13 protein-coding genes are annotated in these 14,749 nt (G+C 66.2%); 11 read left to right on the forward strand and 2 right to left on the reverse strand.

What is annotated here, in order from left to right:
• The coding region (gene putA, locus ABD024_RS15660; RefSeq protein WP_343855213.1) for a bifunctional proline dehydrogenase/L-glutamate gamma-semialdehyde dehydrogenase PutA at positions 1–3,061 on the reverse strand (3,061 nt) is incomplete at its 3' end.
• Positions 3,062–3,309: 248 nt separating this feature from the next.
• On the opposite strand from putA, the gene ABD024_RS15665 reads away from it, so the two are divergent.
• The 5 genes from ABD024_RS15665 to ABD024_RS15685 all read left to right on the forward strand — a co-directional run bounded on the left by ABD024_RS15665 (position 3,310) and on the right by ABD024_RS15685 (position 7,570).
• Positions 3,310–3,747 (forward strand): DUF2244 domain-containing protein, encoded by a 438-nt coding sequence (locus ABD024_RS15665; RefSeq protein ID WP_343855431.1) that lies wholly within the window; start codon positions 3,310–3,312, stop codon positions 3,745–3,747.
• A 20-nt stretch (positions 3,748–3,767) separates the two neighbouring features.
• Positions 3,768–4,679: a cytochrome c oxidase subunit II gene (gene coxB, locus ABD024_RS15670; protein WP_343855217.1), complete on the forward strand. Its 912-nt coding sequence runs from the start codon at positions 3,768–3,770 to the stop codon at positions 4,677–4,679.
• Between the two features lie 74 nt (positions 4,680–4,753).
• Positions 4,754–6,370 (forward strand): cytochrome c oxidase subunit I, encoded by a 1,617-nt coding sequence (gene ctaD / locus ABD024_RS15675; RefSeq protein ID WP_343855222.1) that lies wholly within the window; start codon positions 4,754–4,756, stop codon positions 6,368–6,370.
• Between the two features lie 55 nt (positions 6,371–6,425).
• On the forward strand, positions 6,426–6,569 hold the full coding sequence (locus ABD024_RS15680; protein WP_200935715.1) for a hypothetical protein: 144 nt from the start codon (positions 6,426–6,428) through the stop codon (positions 6,567–6,569).
• A gap of 113 nt (positions 6,570–6,682) precedes the next feature.
• A complete protein-coding gene (locus ABD024_RS15685; protein ID WP_343855230.1) occupies positions 6,683–7,570 on the forward strand; it encodes a cytochrome c oxidase subunit 3 in 888 nt (295 codons plus the stop codon).
• 168 nt (positions 7,571–7,738) lie between these two features.
• On the opposite strand, the gene ABD024_RS15690 is transcribed toward ABD024_RS15685, so the two are convergent.
• Positions 7,739–7,954, reverse strand: coding sequence for a twin transmembrane helix small protein (locus ABD024_RS15690; protein ID WP_343855235.1), 216 nt, complete (start codon positions 7,952–7,954; stop codon positions 7,739–7,741).
• 59 nt (positions 7,955–8,013) lie between these two features.
• Here ABD024_RS15690 and ABD024_RS15695 point away from each other — a divergent pair, with 59 nt between their 5' ends.
• The 6 genes from ABD024_RS15695 (at position 8,014) to mgtA (ending at position 14,734) form a co-directional block, all read left to right on the forward strand.
• Positions 8,014–8,745, forward strand: a complete 732-nt coding sequence (locus ABD024_RS15695; protein WP_343855243.1) for an SURF1 family protein — start codon at positions 8,014–8,016, stop codon at positions 8,743–8,745.
• A gap of 24 nt (positions 8,746–8,769) precedes the next feature.
• The gene (locus ABD024_RS15700) at positions 8,770–9,339 is read left to right on the forward strand and encodes a hypothetical protein (protein WP_343855249.1); all 570 of its coding nucleotides are present in this window, start codon (positions 8,770–8,772) and stop codon (positions 9,337–9,339) included.
• Positions 9,339–10,514 carry a COX15/CtaA family protein gene (locus tag ABD024_RS15705; protein ID WP_343855253.1) on the forward strand — a complete coding sequence of 392 codons (1,176 nt, stop codon included), beginning with the start codon at positions 9,339–9,341 and terminating at the stop codon, positions 10,512–10,514. Before ABD024_RS15700 ends, ABD024_RS15705 begins: the two co-directional genes overlap by 1 nt.
• A 2-nt stretch (positions 10,515–10,516) precedes the next feature.
• Entirely contained in the window at positions 10,517–11,419 is a 903-nt protein-coding gene (gene cyoE / locus ABD024_RS15710; protein ID WP_343855257.1) for a heme o synthase, read from the forward strand.
• A gap of 305 nt (positions 11,420–11,724) precedes the next feature.
• Complete coding sequence (locus ABD024_RS15715; RefSeq protein ID WP_343855262.1) at positions 11,725–11,946, forward strand: hypothetical protein; 222 nt, start codon at positions 11,725–11,727, stop codon at positions 11,944–11,946.
• Positions 11,947–12,091: 145 nt separating this feature from the next.
• Positions 12,092–14,734: a magnesium-translocating P-type ATPase gene (gene mgtA / locus ABD024_RS15720; RefSeq protein ID WP_343855267.1), complete on the forward strand. Its 2,643-nt coding sequence runs from the start codon at positions 12,092–12,094 to the stop codon at positions 14,732–14,734.
• Positions 14,735–14,749 lie beyond the last annotated feature (15 nt).

The following is a 14,749-nucleotide window of genomic DNA, read 5'->3' on the forward strand; positions in this document are numbered from 1 at the left end:
GCTGCACGCCGACCACCGCGCCGATCTGGTTGCGGTTGACGTAGCAGTTGCCGACGCGCGCGTGGCGGGCGATGTAGTCGACGGTGTCGTCGATGCGACTGTGGATGCCGAGGGTGAGGCCGTAGCCGGTGGCGTTGATCTGCTCGACCACCTTGGCCAGCTCGCTGCCCTTCCAGCGGACGATGTGCAGCACCGGGCCGAACACTTCGCGGGTCAGCGTGGCCAGCGAGGGGATTTCGTAGGCGCGCGGGGCGAAGAACGTGCCGTGCGCGGTGGTCGCCAGGTCGAGCACGACCTCGCCGATTTTTTTGGTAGCGCCATTCTTCGCTTCGGTGTCCATCCGCGCGGCGTGGTCGACCAGGATCTTCAGCGCGTCCGCGTCGATCACCGGACCCACGTCGGTGGACAGCTGGCCCGGGTCGCCGACTTTCAGCTCGGCCATCGCGCCAGTGAGCATCGCGCAGACCTTGTCGGCAATGTCTTCCTGCACGAACAGCACGCGCGCGGCCGAGCAGCGCTGACCGGCGGACTGGAACGCCGAGGCGATCACGTCCTTCACGATCTGCTCGGGCAGGGCGGAGGAGTCGGCGATCATCGCGTTCTGCCCGCCGGTCTCGGCGATCAGTGCGGCGATCGGCGCGTTGCGCGCGGCGAGCGCGCGGTTGATCGCCCAGGCGGTGTCGGTGGAGCCGGTGAAGGCGACGCCGGCCACGCGCGGGTCCCGGGTCAGCGCGGCGCCCACGGTGGCACCGTCGCCGGGCAGGTACTGCAGCACGTCGAGCGGGATGCCGGCGTCGTGCAGCAGCTTCACCGCGGCATGGCCGATCAGCGAGGTCTGCTCGGCCGGCTTGGCGATCACGCTGTTGCCGGCAGCCAGTGCGGCGCTGACCTGGCCCAGGAAGATCGCCAGCGGGAAGTTCCACGGGCTGATGCAGACGAACACGCCGCGGCCGTTGAGGAACAGCTGGTTGCTTTCGCCGGTCGGGCCGGGCAACTGTTCGGGCTGGCCGAACAGGCGGCGCGACATGGCGGCGTAGTAGCGCAGGAAGTCGGCCGCTTCGCGGATCTCGGCGATCGCGTCGGGCAGGCTCTTGCCGGCTTCGCGCACACACAGCGCGATGAATTCGCCGCGGCGCGTTTCCAGCTGTTCGGCGGCATGTTCGAGGATCGCGGCGCGGCTGGCCGCGGGCAGACGGTCCCAGCCGGGCTGTGCGGCGACCGCGTTGCCCAGTGCCTTGTCGACGGTGGCGCTGTCGGCGCTGACGTAGCTGCCGACGACCTGGCGGCGGTCGGCCGGGTTGGTCACCTGCACGGTCGGGCCGCTGGCGGTCGCGCCCGGCACCAGCGGCGCGGCGGTCCATGGGCCGGCGTTGGCACCGACGGCGGCGGCCATCGCCTTCAGTTCGTTGTCGTTGGAGAAGTTGACGCCCATGGAGTTCTTCCTGGATACAAAATTCGAATGCTGCGCAAGCGCAGCATTCTCACCGTACAGATTCACCGGCAGCGGAATGCGCGGGTGCGGGATGGAAGCGAAACCGCGCACGGTTTCGCACGGGTCGGCAACCAGTTCGCGCACCGGCAGGGTTTCGTCCACCACGCGGTTGACGAAGCTGGTGTTGGCACCGTTCTCGAGCAGGCGACGCACCAGGTACGGCAGCAGGTCCTCGTGCGTGCCGACCGGCGCGTACACGCGGCACGGCACGTTGAGGTTCTGCGCGCCGATCACTTCGCTGTACAGGTCGGTGCCCATGCCGTGCAGGCGCTGGTATTCGAACGGACGGCCGCGCGCGATGTGGTGCACGGCGGCGATGGAGTGCGCGTTGTGGGTGGCGAACTGCGGATAGACCAGCTCGACGCCGGCGTCGAACAGTTTGCGCGCGCAGGCCAGGTAGGATACGTCGGTGTTCGGCTTGCGCGTGTACACCGGGTAGCCGGCCAGTCCATTCTCCTGCGCGCGCTTGATCTCGGCGTCCCAGTAGGCACCCTTCACCAGGCGCACGTACCAGCGACGATTTGCCGCACGCGCGGTCTCGATCAGCCAGTCGATCACGAACGGGGTGCGCTTGGAATATGCCTGCACCACGATGCCGAGGCCGTTCCAGCCTGCGAGCGAGGGGTGCGCGAAGACGTCGCCGATGATGTCCAGCGACAGTTCGAGGCGATCGGCTTCCTCCGCGTCGACCGACAGCGCGATGCCGTACTTCATCGCCAGCTGCGACAGTTCCAGCAGCTTGTCGCCGAGCTGGCGGCGCGCCAGTTCGCGCTTGGCCACTTCGTAGCGCGGGTGCAGCGCGGACAGTTTCACCGAGATCGACGGCGCGTCGGTGTGGTTGGCGAACGGGCCGCGTGCGCCGATCGCGGCGATCGCGTCGCGGTAGTCCTGCTGGTAGCGCTCGGCAGTCTCGCTGGTCAGCGCCGACTCGCCGAGCATGTCGTAGGAGTAGCGGTACACCGCGTATTCCTTCTTTGCGCAACGGTCCAGCGCCTCGTCGATGCTGCGGCCCATCACGAACTGATGGCCCATGATGCGCATCGCCTGGCGCACGGCCAGGCGAATCGCGGGCTCGCCAGCGCGGCCGATCAGCCGTTTCAGCGCACCGGTGACGTCATGGCGGGTGTCCTCGGCCAGGTTCACCAGGTGGCCGGTGAGCATCAGGCCCCAGGTCGAGGCGTTGACAAACAGCGATTCGCTCTGGCCCAGGTGCTTCTTCCAGTCCGCCTCGCCGAGCTTGTCGCGGATCAGCTTGTCGGCGGTGGCCTTGTCCGGGATGCGCAGCAGCGCCTCGGCCACGCACATCAGCAGCACGCCTTCCTCGGAAGACAGGTCGTACTGGCGCATGAAGGATTCGACCGCGCTCTGGTCCTTGGCGCGCGCACGCACGCGCGAAACCAGGCCCGCGGCGAGGTCGATCACCTGCTCGCGCTCGGTCGCGGGCAGCGTGGCCTGGGCGAGCAGGTCGTTGACGGCCTCGGTCTCGTCGCGCAGCCAGGCGGCGGTGATGCGCGCGCGCGCGGGCGTGCTGTCGATGGGGAGTTCGGGGCTGAGAATGGGCTGGGTCACGGGTCTATCGCAGAGATCCGCGGATGCGGAGGTAAACGCGGAATTGTACGCGTGCCGTGCGATTCGCGGGAGTCAGGGGCGCCGTTGGACGACGCCCCGGCGGCCTAGCCCGAACGCTTGATCCAGGTCAAGTCGGTGCGACATTGTTGCCCGCTGCGCCGCCGCGGCCTATCATTCCGGCGTTCCAGGCACGCCGGATCCCCATGATCGTGCTTCGACCAGCTACCGCCGGCTTGCCGCGCGTGACGATATGGCTCAAGCCGAATCGCACGCTCAGCCGACGCGGTTTGCGTCGACTGATCGTGGTTCTGGTAGCGCTGGTGCTGATGACGGCTGGACTGGGTGTGTGGCAGGGGAACGTGTTCGCTCCGCTGTTTGCCCTGGTGGAATCCGCCGCCGTGGCCATCGCCTTGAGCGTGGCCTGGCGGGCCGGCGACCGCAGTGAGCGCATCACCCTCGACGTTGTGTCGCTGGAGGTGCAATCGCTGCCTGGTCCGCGCCGCATGCGTTTCCAGTCGTACTGGGTACGCGTGCTGCTGGAGCCGGGCAACGGGCGCCAGCGGCTGCTGCTGTCGTCGCACGGACGCGAGCTGGAAATCGGTGCGTTCCTGGCGGACCAGGAGCGCATCGCGCTGTCGAAGAAACTCATGGTGTTGCTGGCCGACTTCAACCAGCTACGCAAGTAGGTTCAACAAAGGTGCAAGACATGACATCTGGCGGCATCAGGCGATCATTCACGGCAGCGGCGGCTCTCGCCCTTGCATCGTTCGGCAGCGTGGCCCTGGCCGCCCCCGGTCCGTGGCAGCTGAACATGGAACGCGGCGCGAGCACTTGGTCGCACGTGCCGTACCACCTCAACAACACCGCGCTGGCCGTATGCACGGTGATCGGCATGCTGGTGTTCGGCGCGATGTTCATCGCCATGTTCCGCTTCCGCAAGTCGCGCGGTGCGGTCGCCGAGAAGTGGTCGCACAACACCACGGTGGAAGTCGTCTGGACGACCATCCCGGTGCTGATCCTGATCACCCTGGCTTACATGGCCACTGGCGGACTCGCCAGCTGGGCCGACACCACCGGCTCGCAGATGACCGTCAAGGTCACCGGCTACCAGTGGAAATGGCGCTACGACTATGTCGACTACATGGGCAAGTCGATCGACAAGGTCGGCTTCATGTCCAAGCTGGACTCGCAGAGCGACCAGACCCGCCAGCTGGGTTCGGGCCTGGACCCGTTCGCGGTCAAGGTGGGCGCCGAGAATACCTATCTGCTGAATGTCGACAAGCCGTTGGTGGTGCCGGTCGACACCAAGATCCGCTTCGTGATCACCAGCGGCGACGTGATCCATTCTTGGTGGGTGCCGGCGACCGGCTGGAAGATCGACGCGATCCCCGGAATCATCAACGCGGCGTGGGCCAACTTCACCACGCCGGGCACCTATCGCGGCCAGTGCGCCGAATTGTGCGGCCAGGACCACGCCTTCATGCCGATCGTGGTGGTGGTGAAGTCCAAGGCCGATTTCGCCAAGTGGCTGGCCGAGCAGGAGACGCCATCCGCGGCACCTGCTCCGGCGCCGCAAACCGCACAGGTCGCCGCTCCGGTTGCCGGCAAGCAGGGCTGAGGCCGCTAGCCGCCGTTTCCGGCACACGTTTTTTTGCAGTCGCATTCCATATTCCAGGTTAGAGGTGCAAGGCCATGTCCTACGCAGCCACCCATGATCAGCACGACGATCACCACGGCGCGCCGAAAGGTTTCTTCCAGCGCTGGTGCATGTCCACCAACCACAAGGACATCGGCACGCTGTATCTGATTTTCTCGCTGACGATGCTGTTCATCGGCGGCAGCTTCGCCATGCTGATCCGTGCCGAGTTGTTCAAGCCGGGCATGCAGCTGATGCAGCCGTATTTCTTCAACGAAATGACGGCCATGCATGCGCTGGTGATGATCTTCGGCGCGATCATGCCGGCCTTCGTGGGCCTGGGTAACTGGATGATCCCGTTGATGGTCGGCGCGCCGGACATGGCGTTACCGCGCATGAACAACCTGTCGTTCTGGATCCTGCCGTTCGCGTTCGCGCTGCTGCTGTCCACGCTGTTCCTGCCCGGCGGCGCCCCGGCCGGCGGCTGGACGATGTACCCGCCGCTGTCGCTGCAGAGCAGCTCGCTGGCCTACGCGGTGTTCGCGATCCATCTGATGGGCATCAGCTCGATCATGGGCGCGATCAACATCATCGCCACCATTCTCAACATGCGCGCGCCCGGCATGGACCTGATGAAGATGCCGGTGTTCGTGTGGAGCTGGCTGATCACCGCGTTCCTGCTGATCGCGGTGATGCCGGCGCTGGCCGGTGCGGTGACCATGCTGCTCACCGACAAGTACTTCGGCACCAACTTCTTCAACCCGGGCGGCGGCGGCGACCCGGTGCTGTACCAGCACATCTTCTGGTTCTTCGGCCATCCCGAGGTCTACATCATGATCCTGCCGGCGTTCGGGATCATCTCGGAAATCGTGCCGACCTTCGCGCGCAAGCCGATCTTCGGCTACAAGGCGATGGTGTTCGCGATCGCCTGCATCGCGTTCCTGTCGTTCATCGTGTGGGCGCACCACATGTTCGCGGTGGGCCTGCCGCTGGGTGCGGAAATCTTCTTCATGTACGCCACCATGCTGATCTCGGTGCCGACCGGCGTGAAGGTGTTCAACTGGGTCGCCACCATGTGGGGCGGCTCGATGACGTTCGAGACGCCGATGCTGTTCGCGGTGGCGTTCATCATCCTGTTCACCATCGGCGGCTTCTCCGGCCTGATGATGGCGTTGGTGCCGGCCGACTTCCAGTATCACGACACCTACTTCATCGTGGCGCATTTCCACTACGTGCTGGTGACCGGTGCATTGTTCGCGATCATCGGCGCCGCGTATTACTGGATGCCGAAGTGGACCGGCAACATGTACAGCGAGTTCTGGGGCAAGGTGCATTTCTGGAACAGCGTGATCTGGGTCAACGTGCTGTTCTTCCCGCAGCACTTCCTGGGCCTGGCCGGCATGCCGCGCCGCATCCCCGACTACAACGTGGCATTCGCCAACTTCAACATGGTCAGTTCGATCGGCGGCTTCCTGTTCGGCGCCACCCAGCTGATCTTCGTGGGCGTAGTGATCCATTGCGCGTTCTTCTCGAAGCGGAAGGCCACCGATCGCGTGTGGGAAGGGGCCAAGGGCCTGGAGTGGACCATTCCGTCGCCGGCGCCGCACCATACATTCGAAGTGCCGCCGGTGATCAACGACGATGAACTGGCCCACGGCCACGTGAACGACTGATTGTCCATCCGTCACGCCGGTCGCGCGGCCGGCATGACCTCGGGAGCAAAGTGACATGGCGCAGCAGACGATTCATGCGGCAACGGTCCAGCCAGACGGGAAGTCCCGTCGGGGCGTGCGGCGCACGGTCACGATACTTGCCGTGGTCGCGCTGGCGGTCTACCTGTCGACGTTCCTGCAAATTCTGCTGATGAAATAGCGTTCCACGCGTTACACGTTTTCTTCAACCGGCCGGGTTCGACGACCGGCGTGCAGTTCCCCGGTCGCTGTGACGGGGCAAAAGTCATCAAGAGAAATCCACGGGGTTACACCATGGGTCAGCAACACGACGCTTACTTCGTTCCGGCCAAGAGCTACTGGCCGTTTGTGGCCGCAGTGGTCATGTTCACCACCGTGTTCGGTGCTGCGCACTGGTTGAACGCGGAGCCCGGCGAGACCGGCTTCGGCAAGTCCGTGCTGATCATCGGCGTGATCGGCGTGCTGGGCATGTTCTTTGGCTGGTTCCGCTCGGTGATCAACGAGTCGCTGGCCGGCAACTACAACAGCCAGGTGGACACCTCGTTCCGCATGGGCATGATGTGGTTCATCTTTTCCGAGGTGATGTTCTTCGGCGCCTTCTTCGGCGCGCTGTTCTACATCCGCATGTTCTCGGTGCCATGGCTCGGCGGTCACGGCCACGGCGTGCTGACCCACCAATTCCTGTGGAGCGACTACATTGCTGCCTGGGGTGCCAACGGCGGCAACGGCCCGGAACAGGCCGGCGGCGCGTTCCGCACCGTGCCGGCGTGGGGTCTGCCGTTGCTCAACACGGTGATCCTGCTCACCTCCAGCGTCACCGTGACGATCGCCCACCACGCGCTGCGTGCCGGGCATCGCGGCAAGATCCTGTTGTTCCTGGGGCTGACCGTGCTGCTGGGCGCGACCTTCCTGTACTTCCAGGCGCACGAATACATCGAGGCCTACAAGGAACTGAACCTGACCCTGCACAGCGGCGTCTACGGTTCGACCTTCTTCATGCTCACCGGCTTCCACGGCATGCACGTGACCCTGGGCACGATCATGCTGGCGGTGATCTGGCTGCGTGTACTGAAGGGGCATTTCGACAAGGATCACCACTTCGGCTTCGAGGCAGTGGCGTGGTACTGGCACTTCGTCGACGTGGTCTGGCTCGGCCTGTTCATGTTCGTCTACATCCTCTGACGCGAGACCCCTCTCGTCACGGCCGGATTCGTCACGAGCGCCGCGACATGCCCGCAACAAAAAGCCCGCCAATGGCGGGCTTTTTGTTGAAGAGGCTGGGGGCTCGTTAGCCACCCGGCTCGGGCGGTTCGCCACAGGCGGGACGCCGCGGCGGCACAACCGGTACAATCACTGGCCGACGTCGTGCGGGTGCAACCAGCCCATCCAGATACCGAACGCGACCATGGCAATGAACAGCAGCGACAGGCCGATGCGACGGGTCAGCGCCCAGACCGTGCGTTTGTCGTTGTCCTTGTCGGTCATCATGAAGTACAGCGCCTGGCCGAGGCTGAAGATCACCACCAGCAGCACCACGACCAGCGCAATTTTATAGATGGTTTCCACGTGATTGATCCGATCCAGTTCGACATGGCCAGTATAACGGCCGCTGGCAGGTGCCCGGCGTGACCGGATTTCGCCGTCCTTCGTGGTGGGCGTTGCTGCTGACCGTGGCTGGAGCGTTGCTGTTCATACGTCTGGGCGTCTGGCAGCTGCATCGCGCCGACTTCAAGGAAGCGCTTCTGCGACGGTATGCCGCGGCGGCCGCCGCGCCGCTGCAGGACTTTGCCAGGGTGGCCGACACGCCGCCGGCCGACGGCTTCCCGCGGGTAAAGGTCGACGGCCACTACCTGGCCGACCGCGTGTATCTGCTGGACAACCCGAAGCATGACCGGCGTGGCGGCATCCAGGTGTTTGCGCCGCTGGCGCTGGATGGCGACTCGTCGTTGCTGCTGGTCGATCTGGGCTTTCTGCCCGGCAACGGCAGCGACAAGGCGCCCCAGGTGCCGCCGTTGCCCACCGGCAAGGTGAGCTTGCAGGGGCTGTATGTGCCGCCGCCGCCGGTCGGGTTCGAGATGGGTGGCAATGCGCTGGCGCGGCAGGTCCAGTGGCCGAAGAGCGCGATCTTCCTGGACACGGCGCAGGTCGCTGCTGACCTTGGGCGTCCGTTGTATCCGCGAGTGCTTGCGCTGGATCCCGATCCGGCGGCGATCTACGAGCGCGAGCGCAGCCTCGATGTTTCCTCGATGCCGCCGGCGCGGCATCGCGCCTATGCGTTCCAGTGGTTCACGTTTGCGCTTGCCGCGGTGGTGATCCTGCTGGTCGTGCATCGCAAGCGCAAACCACGCAAATCCTGATTCCACGAAGGTTGATGACGTCCCATGAAAGCTGCTGATCCCGCCGCCGTGCGCAAGAGCCGAATCTTCCTGCTGCTGATCGTGCTGGCGTTTGTCGCGCCGATGATCGTCGCCGGTCTGCTCAGCTGGAGCGGCTGGCAACCCGGCACCAGAGGCAACGGCGAGCCGATCCTGCCGCAGCGCAATTTCGTCGACGAACAGTTGCGCGTGCAGCTGGCGAATGGCCAGCCCTACGCCTGGCGCGACAGCGAGCCGCGGCTGACCCTGGTGGCGCTGGCCGGTCCCGACTGCGCCACGCAATGCCTGGCCACGCTGACCAGCATGGCCGCCGCGCGGGTCACGCTGAACCGCAACCAGTCGCGCCTGCGCCTGCTCTACCTGGGCACGCCGCCGGCGGACGACGCGCGCGATGGCATGCGCAACTACTGGCAGCTCGGCGAGGATGTCGACGGCAAGCTGGCCAGCTTCCGGCCGAGTGCACCGGACAGCGTGAGTGCACTGCTGGTGGAATCCAACGGCACCGCGTTGTCGCTGTACCGGGCCGGGTTCGATCCGTCCGGGCTGCGCAAGGACCTGCAGAAGGTGATCAAGTGATGTCGTCGCGCTCCCTGCGGGCGCTGCGCTGGCTGGCGGTGTTCGCGGCGGTGTTCGCGTTCGGGCTGGTGATGTTCGGCGCCTTCGTGCGGCTGTCCAATGCCGGCCTGTCCTGCCCGGACTGGCCGACCTGCTATGGCCAGGTCACCTGGCCGCAGCATGCGCAGGCGGTGGCGCACGCCGACGCGACGTTCCCGGATCGCCCGTACGAGGCGCACAAGGCCTGGCGCGAGCAGGTGCATCGGTTTCTCGCCGGCACGCTCGGCGTGCTGGTGCTGCTGCTCGCGCTGATCGCCAGCTGGCGCCGGCGCGGCACGTTGCTGGCGGTGCTCGTCGGCGCGGTGTTCGCGGCACTCGGGGTGGGCCTGTACATGCGCGGCGAACACCTGTGGTCGTCCGCGCTGGCGGCCTGCGCGATTGCGCTGCCGCTGTTCGCCGCGATCCGGCTGCAGCGTCCCGGCGCGTGGAAGATCTGCGTGCTGGCGCTGGCGGTGATCATCTTCCAGGCGATGCTCGGCATGTGGACGGTGACGCTCCTGCTCAAGCCCGTGGTGGTGATGGGCCACCTGCTCGGCGGCATGGCCACGTTCGCGTTGCTGGCGTACGCCGCGCTGCGCTTCGCCGGCGTGGCGGCGGCGGACGAACGCCACGCCGACCTGCGCCGGCTGGTGACGATCGGCATCGTGCTGCTGCTGTGCCAGATCGCGCTGGGCGGCTGGACCTCGGCGAACTACGCGGCGCTGGCCTGCGGCTACGGCCCCGGCTCGTTCCCGCAGTGCCTGGGCCAGTGGGCGCCGCCGACGGACTTCCATGAAGGCTTCGTGCTGTGGCGCGGCATCGGCGTGAACTACGAAGGCGGCGTGCTCGACATGGCCGCGCGCAGCGCGATCCAGGTCGCGCACCGGCTCGGCGCGCTGGTGGTGTTCTGCTACCTCGGCTGGCTGTCGATCAAGGCGGCCCGGCGTGGCCTGCGCGTGTGCGGCCTGGCGATCGCGCTGGCGCTGGCGGGCCAGGTGCTGCTGGGCATCAGCAATGTGTACTTCGGCCTGCCGCTGGCCGTGGCGACCGCGCACAATGGCGTGGCGGCCCTGCTGCTGTTCACCTTGCTGGCCACGCTGGCGCGCACGCAGCGGCGGCATGACGAATCGATGTTCCTGTCGTTGGGGCGACACTGAAGATGAGCGTTTTTCACGAGTACCTGCTACTGACCAAGCCGCGCATCGTTGCGCTGCTGGTGTTTTGCGCGGTGATCGGCATGTTTCTCGCCGTGCCCGGGATGCCGCCGTGGCGCGCGCTGGTGTTCGGCACGCTGGGCATTTGGCTGGCGTCGTCGTCGGCCGCCGCGTTCAACCAGCTGATCGACCAGCGTATCGACAAGGTGATGGTGCGCACGGCACACCGGCCGCTGGCCACCGGGCATCTCAATGCGCGCCAGGCCTTCGTGTTCGCGCTGCTGCTGGGCATCGCCTCGATGCTGGTGTTGGTGCTGCTGGTCAACACGTTGACCGCGGTGCTGACGTTTGCCGGGCTGATCGGCTACGCGGTGATCTACACCGCGTTCCTCAAGCGCGCCTCGCCGCAGAACATCGTGATCGGCGGTCTCGCCGGGGCGATTCCGCCGGTGCTGGGCTGGACCGCGGTCACCGGTGCGTTGCACCCGTACGCGCTGCAGCTGTGCCTGATCATCTTCGTGTGGACGCCACCGCACTTCTGGGCGCTGGCGATCTTCCGCCGCGACGACTATTCGCGCGCGCAGGTGCCGATGCTGCCGGTGACCCACGGCGTGGTGTTCACCCGCTGGCACATCCTGTTCTACACCGTGCTGCTGGTGCTGGTGACATTGCTGCCGGCGCTGACCGGGATGAGTGGCCTGGTCTACCTGGGCGGCGCCGCGGTGCTGGGCGGGGCGTTCCTGTATTACGCGGTGCGCCTGCTGAATCCGCCGGACGAGCTGTACGCGATGAAGGTGTTCAGCTACTCCATCGTCTACCTGATGGCGCTGTTCGCCTTCCTGCTCGTCGACCACTGGCTGGTCGAGCCGATCGTGCAGCAGGGACTGGCGTTGCAGCCGGTCGTCTGACCGGTTCTGCCAACGCTACGTCGGTGCGGAAAAATTCAGCTTGAACGTTGACACTCCCGCGGCGCAGCACGACAATGCGCGCGCCCTCCGGCGCGCTGTGCCGGCCGGCTTCCTGTCCTGACTAACCAAGGCATATGGACGTTTACCCTAGTCGCAACGTCGACATCCGCTCGCTTCGGGTGCCGGCGCCGCATAACAAGTTGAACGCCTGCGGCGACCGCCTGCGGTCGGCTGGTGCTTTCCGCTAGGGAAAGTCCGGCCCACTCCTGAGGACGCCGACGGCGTCGTCATGAGGAGATGGGCTGATGAAGCTCCTTCACTATTTTCTCCGCCCGCGCCTTGCGGGCCTGCGCACCGCGTTCGTCCGCGGTGCCGCGGTGTCGCCCGAATTCAGCGTGACCGTACCTGCGCCGCTGGCCGAGCCGGCGGGTGGCGGCATCGAGCGCGTTACTGCCGCACCCGCGCGGCGTGAGCCGGCGTCGTTCCTGAAGGCACCGCGCCATCGGCGGCTGGGCTCCGGCCGCTGATGGGCGCCGTGATCCCGCGCAAGGGCTGGCCTCCGCCAGCGCTCTCCGGCACGGGCCGCGCCCGCGGCCGCACGGGCTAGCGTGATGGTGGCCTGACGCCGCCAGCGCTTCGCAGCATCGGCATTCCGCCTCACGGAAGCGAAGCATGAGCAAAATTTTTCAGGCACCCGCCGCCAGGCTGGTGGGCAAGGCTGCGCCGCGGCCGGTGATCGTGGCCGGGCAGGCGTTTTGCGCCGCCGAGGCACTGCTGGCCGGGCTGGATACGTCGGTGAACGGTCTCGACGCAGCGCAGATCAGCGCGCGGCTGCATCGCGACGGTGCCAACGAGGTGTCGCACGAGAAGCCGCCGCGCTGGTCGCTGCAGTTGCTGCGCGCATTCAGGAACCCGTTCATCGTGGTGCTGCTGGTGCTGGCCGGCGTGCAGCTATTCACCGATGGCAATGATCTGACCGGGCCGATCATCATCGCGGTGATGGTCGGCATCAGCGTGCTGCTGAGTTTCACCCAGGAATACCGCTCCACCCGCGCCGCCGAAAAGCTCAAGGCCATGGTGCGCAACACCGCCACGGTGACCCGCCGTGCGTCCGACGGCCACAGCGAGCGGATCGAGGTACCGGTGGCGGAGCTGGTCGCCGGCGACATCGTGCACCTGGGCGCCGGCGACATGGTGCCGGCCGATCTGCGCCTGCTCGGCGCGAAGGATCTGTTCATCAGCCAGGCGATCCTCACCGGCGAATCGTTGCCGGTGGAGAAATCCGCGCCCACGCGTGGATTCGACGATGACAGCCACGCCAGTCCGCTGGAGCTGTCCACCGTCTGCTACATGGGCACCAACGTGGTCAGCGGTACCGCCAGTGCCGTGGTGGTGGCGACCGGCGCGCGCAGCTACCTCGGTTCGCTGGCGCACAGCATGAGCGGCCAGCGCGTGCAGACCAGTTTCGATCGGGGCGTGAGCAGCGTGAGCTGGCTGCTGCTGCGCTTCATGGCGGTGATGGTGCCGGTGGTGTTCCTGATCAACGGGCTGGACAAGCACGACTGGACCGAGGCGTTCCTGTTCGCACTGTCGATCGCGGTCGGGCTGACCCCGGAGATGCTGCCGCTGATCGTCACTGCGAACCTGGCCAAGGGCGCGCTGGCGATGTCCCGGCGCAAGGTGGTGGTGAAGCGGCTCAATGCGATCCAGAACTTCGGCGCGATGGACGTGTTGTGCACCGACAAGACCGGCACGCTGACGCTGGACAGGATCGTGCTGGAACGTCACCTCGACCTCGACGGCGAGGAGTCGGACGAGGCGCTGGAATACGGCTATCTCAACAGCCGTTTCCAGACCGGCCTGAAGAATCTGATGGACAAGGCGGTGCTGGAACATCGCGATCTGGAAGCGGCGGCGCTGCGCTACCGGGTGGTGGACGAGATTCCGTTCGACTTCCAGCGTCGGCGCATGTCGGTGGTGGTGACCAGCGGCAACGGCGAACACCTGCTGATCTGCAAGGGCGCGGTCGAGGAGATGCTGTCGATCTGCGCGTTCGCGAAGACCGGCGACGCGATCGGGCCGATGACCGAGGCGCGTCGCCACGAGATCAAGGCGATGACGCACCGGCTCAACGAGGACGGCCTGCGCGTGCTGGTGGTGGCGGTGCGGCGCGAGGCCACACACGAGCATGCCTACGGCGTGGCCGACGAGAGCGAACTGGTCGCGGTCGGCTGCCTGGCCTTCCTCGACCCGCCGAAGGACTCGGCCGCCACCGCGATCCGCGCGCTGCACCAACATGGCGTCGAAGTGAAGGTGATCACCGGCGACAACGAGGCGGTGACCCGCAAGATCTGCCGCGAGGTCGGGCTGGACGTCAGCCATTCGGTGCAGGGCCGCGAGATCGAGGAACTGGATGACCCGGCACTGGATGCGCTGGTGGCGCGGGTCACCGTGTTCGCCAAGATGTCGCCGCTGCAGAAGGCGCGCGTGGTGCGCTCGCTGCAGCGGCTGGGCCACACGGTGGGCTTCCTCGGCGACGGCATCAACGATGCGCCGGCGCTGCACGACGCCGACGTCGGCATCTCGGTGGATACCGCCACCGACATCGCCAAGGAGTCGGCCGACATCATCCTGCTGGAGAAGAACCTGATGGTGCTGGAGGAGGGCGTGCTGGAAGGTCGCGTCACCTTCGGCAACATCATGAAGTACATCAAGATGACCGCCAGTTCCAATTTCGGCAACGTGTTCAGCGTGCTGGTGGCCAGCGCATTCCTGCCGTTCCTGCCGATGCTGCCGCTGCAGATCCTGGTGCAGAACCTGCTGTACGACATCTCGCAGCTGTCGATACCGTTCGACCGCATGGACGAGGAATACCTGAGCAAACCGCGTCGTTGGGACGCCGGCGACATCGGCCGTTTCATGGTGTGGGTGGGCCCGGTCAGCTCGATCTTCGACATCACCACGTTCTGGCTGATGTGGCACGTGTTCGGCGCGAACACGCCGGCGCGGCAGTCGCTGTTCCACTCCGGCTGGTTCATCGAAGGCCTGCTGTCGCAGACCCTGATCGTGCACATGATCCGCACCCGGCGCATCCCGTTCCTGCAGAGTGTGGCGTCCGCCCCGGTGCTGGGGCTGACCCTGGCGATCATCGTGATCGGCATGCTGATCCCGTTCAGCGCGCTGGGCGCGAAGATCGGCATGGTGCCGCTGCCGCCGCTGTACTTCGCCTGGCTGGCGCTGACCCTGGCGAGCTATTGCGTGCTGACCCAGCTGATGAAGATCATCTACATCCGCCGCTACGGCCGCTGGCTGTAGTCGGACCGACCTGTC

Origin of the sequence: Rhodanobacter soli (assembly GCF_039523495.1) — a bacterium.
GTDB classification, from domain to species: Bacteria; Pseudomonadota; Gammaproteobacteria; order Xanthomonadales; family Rhodanobacteraceae; genus Rhodanobacter; species Rhodanobacter soli.

Excerpts from the sequence above, each read along its gene's own strand:
- ABD024_RS15705 (WP_343855253.1), top strand. The coding sequence starts at position 9,339 with ATGTCGTCGCGCTCCCTGCGGGCGCTGCGCTGGCTGGCGGTGTTCGCG.
- cyoE (WP_343855257.1), top strand. The coding sequence starts at position 10,517 with ATGAGCGTTTTTCACGAGTACCTGCTACTGACCAAGCCGCGCATCGTT.
- ABD024_RS15680 (WP_200935715.1), top strand. The coding sequence starts at position 6,426 with ATGGCGCAGCAGACGATTCATGCGGCAACGGTCCAGCCAGACGGGAAG.
- ctaD (WP_343855222.1), top strand. The coding sequence starts at position 4,754 with ATGTCCTACGCAGCCACCCATGATCAGCACGACGATCACCACGGCGCG.
- ABD024_RS15685 (WP_343855230.1), top strand. The coding sequence starts at position 6,683 with ATGGGTCAGCAACACGACGCTTACTTCGTTCCGGCCAAGAGCTACTGG.
- mgtA (WP_343855267.1), top strand. The coding sequence starts at position 12,092 with ATGAGCAAAATTTTTCAGGCACCCGCCGCCAGGCTGGTGGGCAAGGCT.
- ABD024_RS15715 (WP_343855262.1), top strand. The coding sequence starts at position 11,725 with ATGAAGCTCCTTCACTATTTTCTCCGCCCGCGCCTTGCGGGCCTGCGC.
- ABD024_RS15700 (WP_343855249.1), top strand. The coding sequence starts at position 8,770 with ATGAAAGCTGCTGATCCCGCCGCCGTGCGCAAGAGCCGAATCTTCCTG.
- coxB (WP_343855217.1), top strand. The coding sequence starts at position 3,768 with ATGACATCTGGCGGCATCAGGCGATCATTCACGGCAGCGGCGGCTCTC.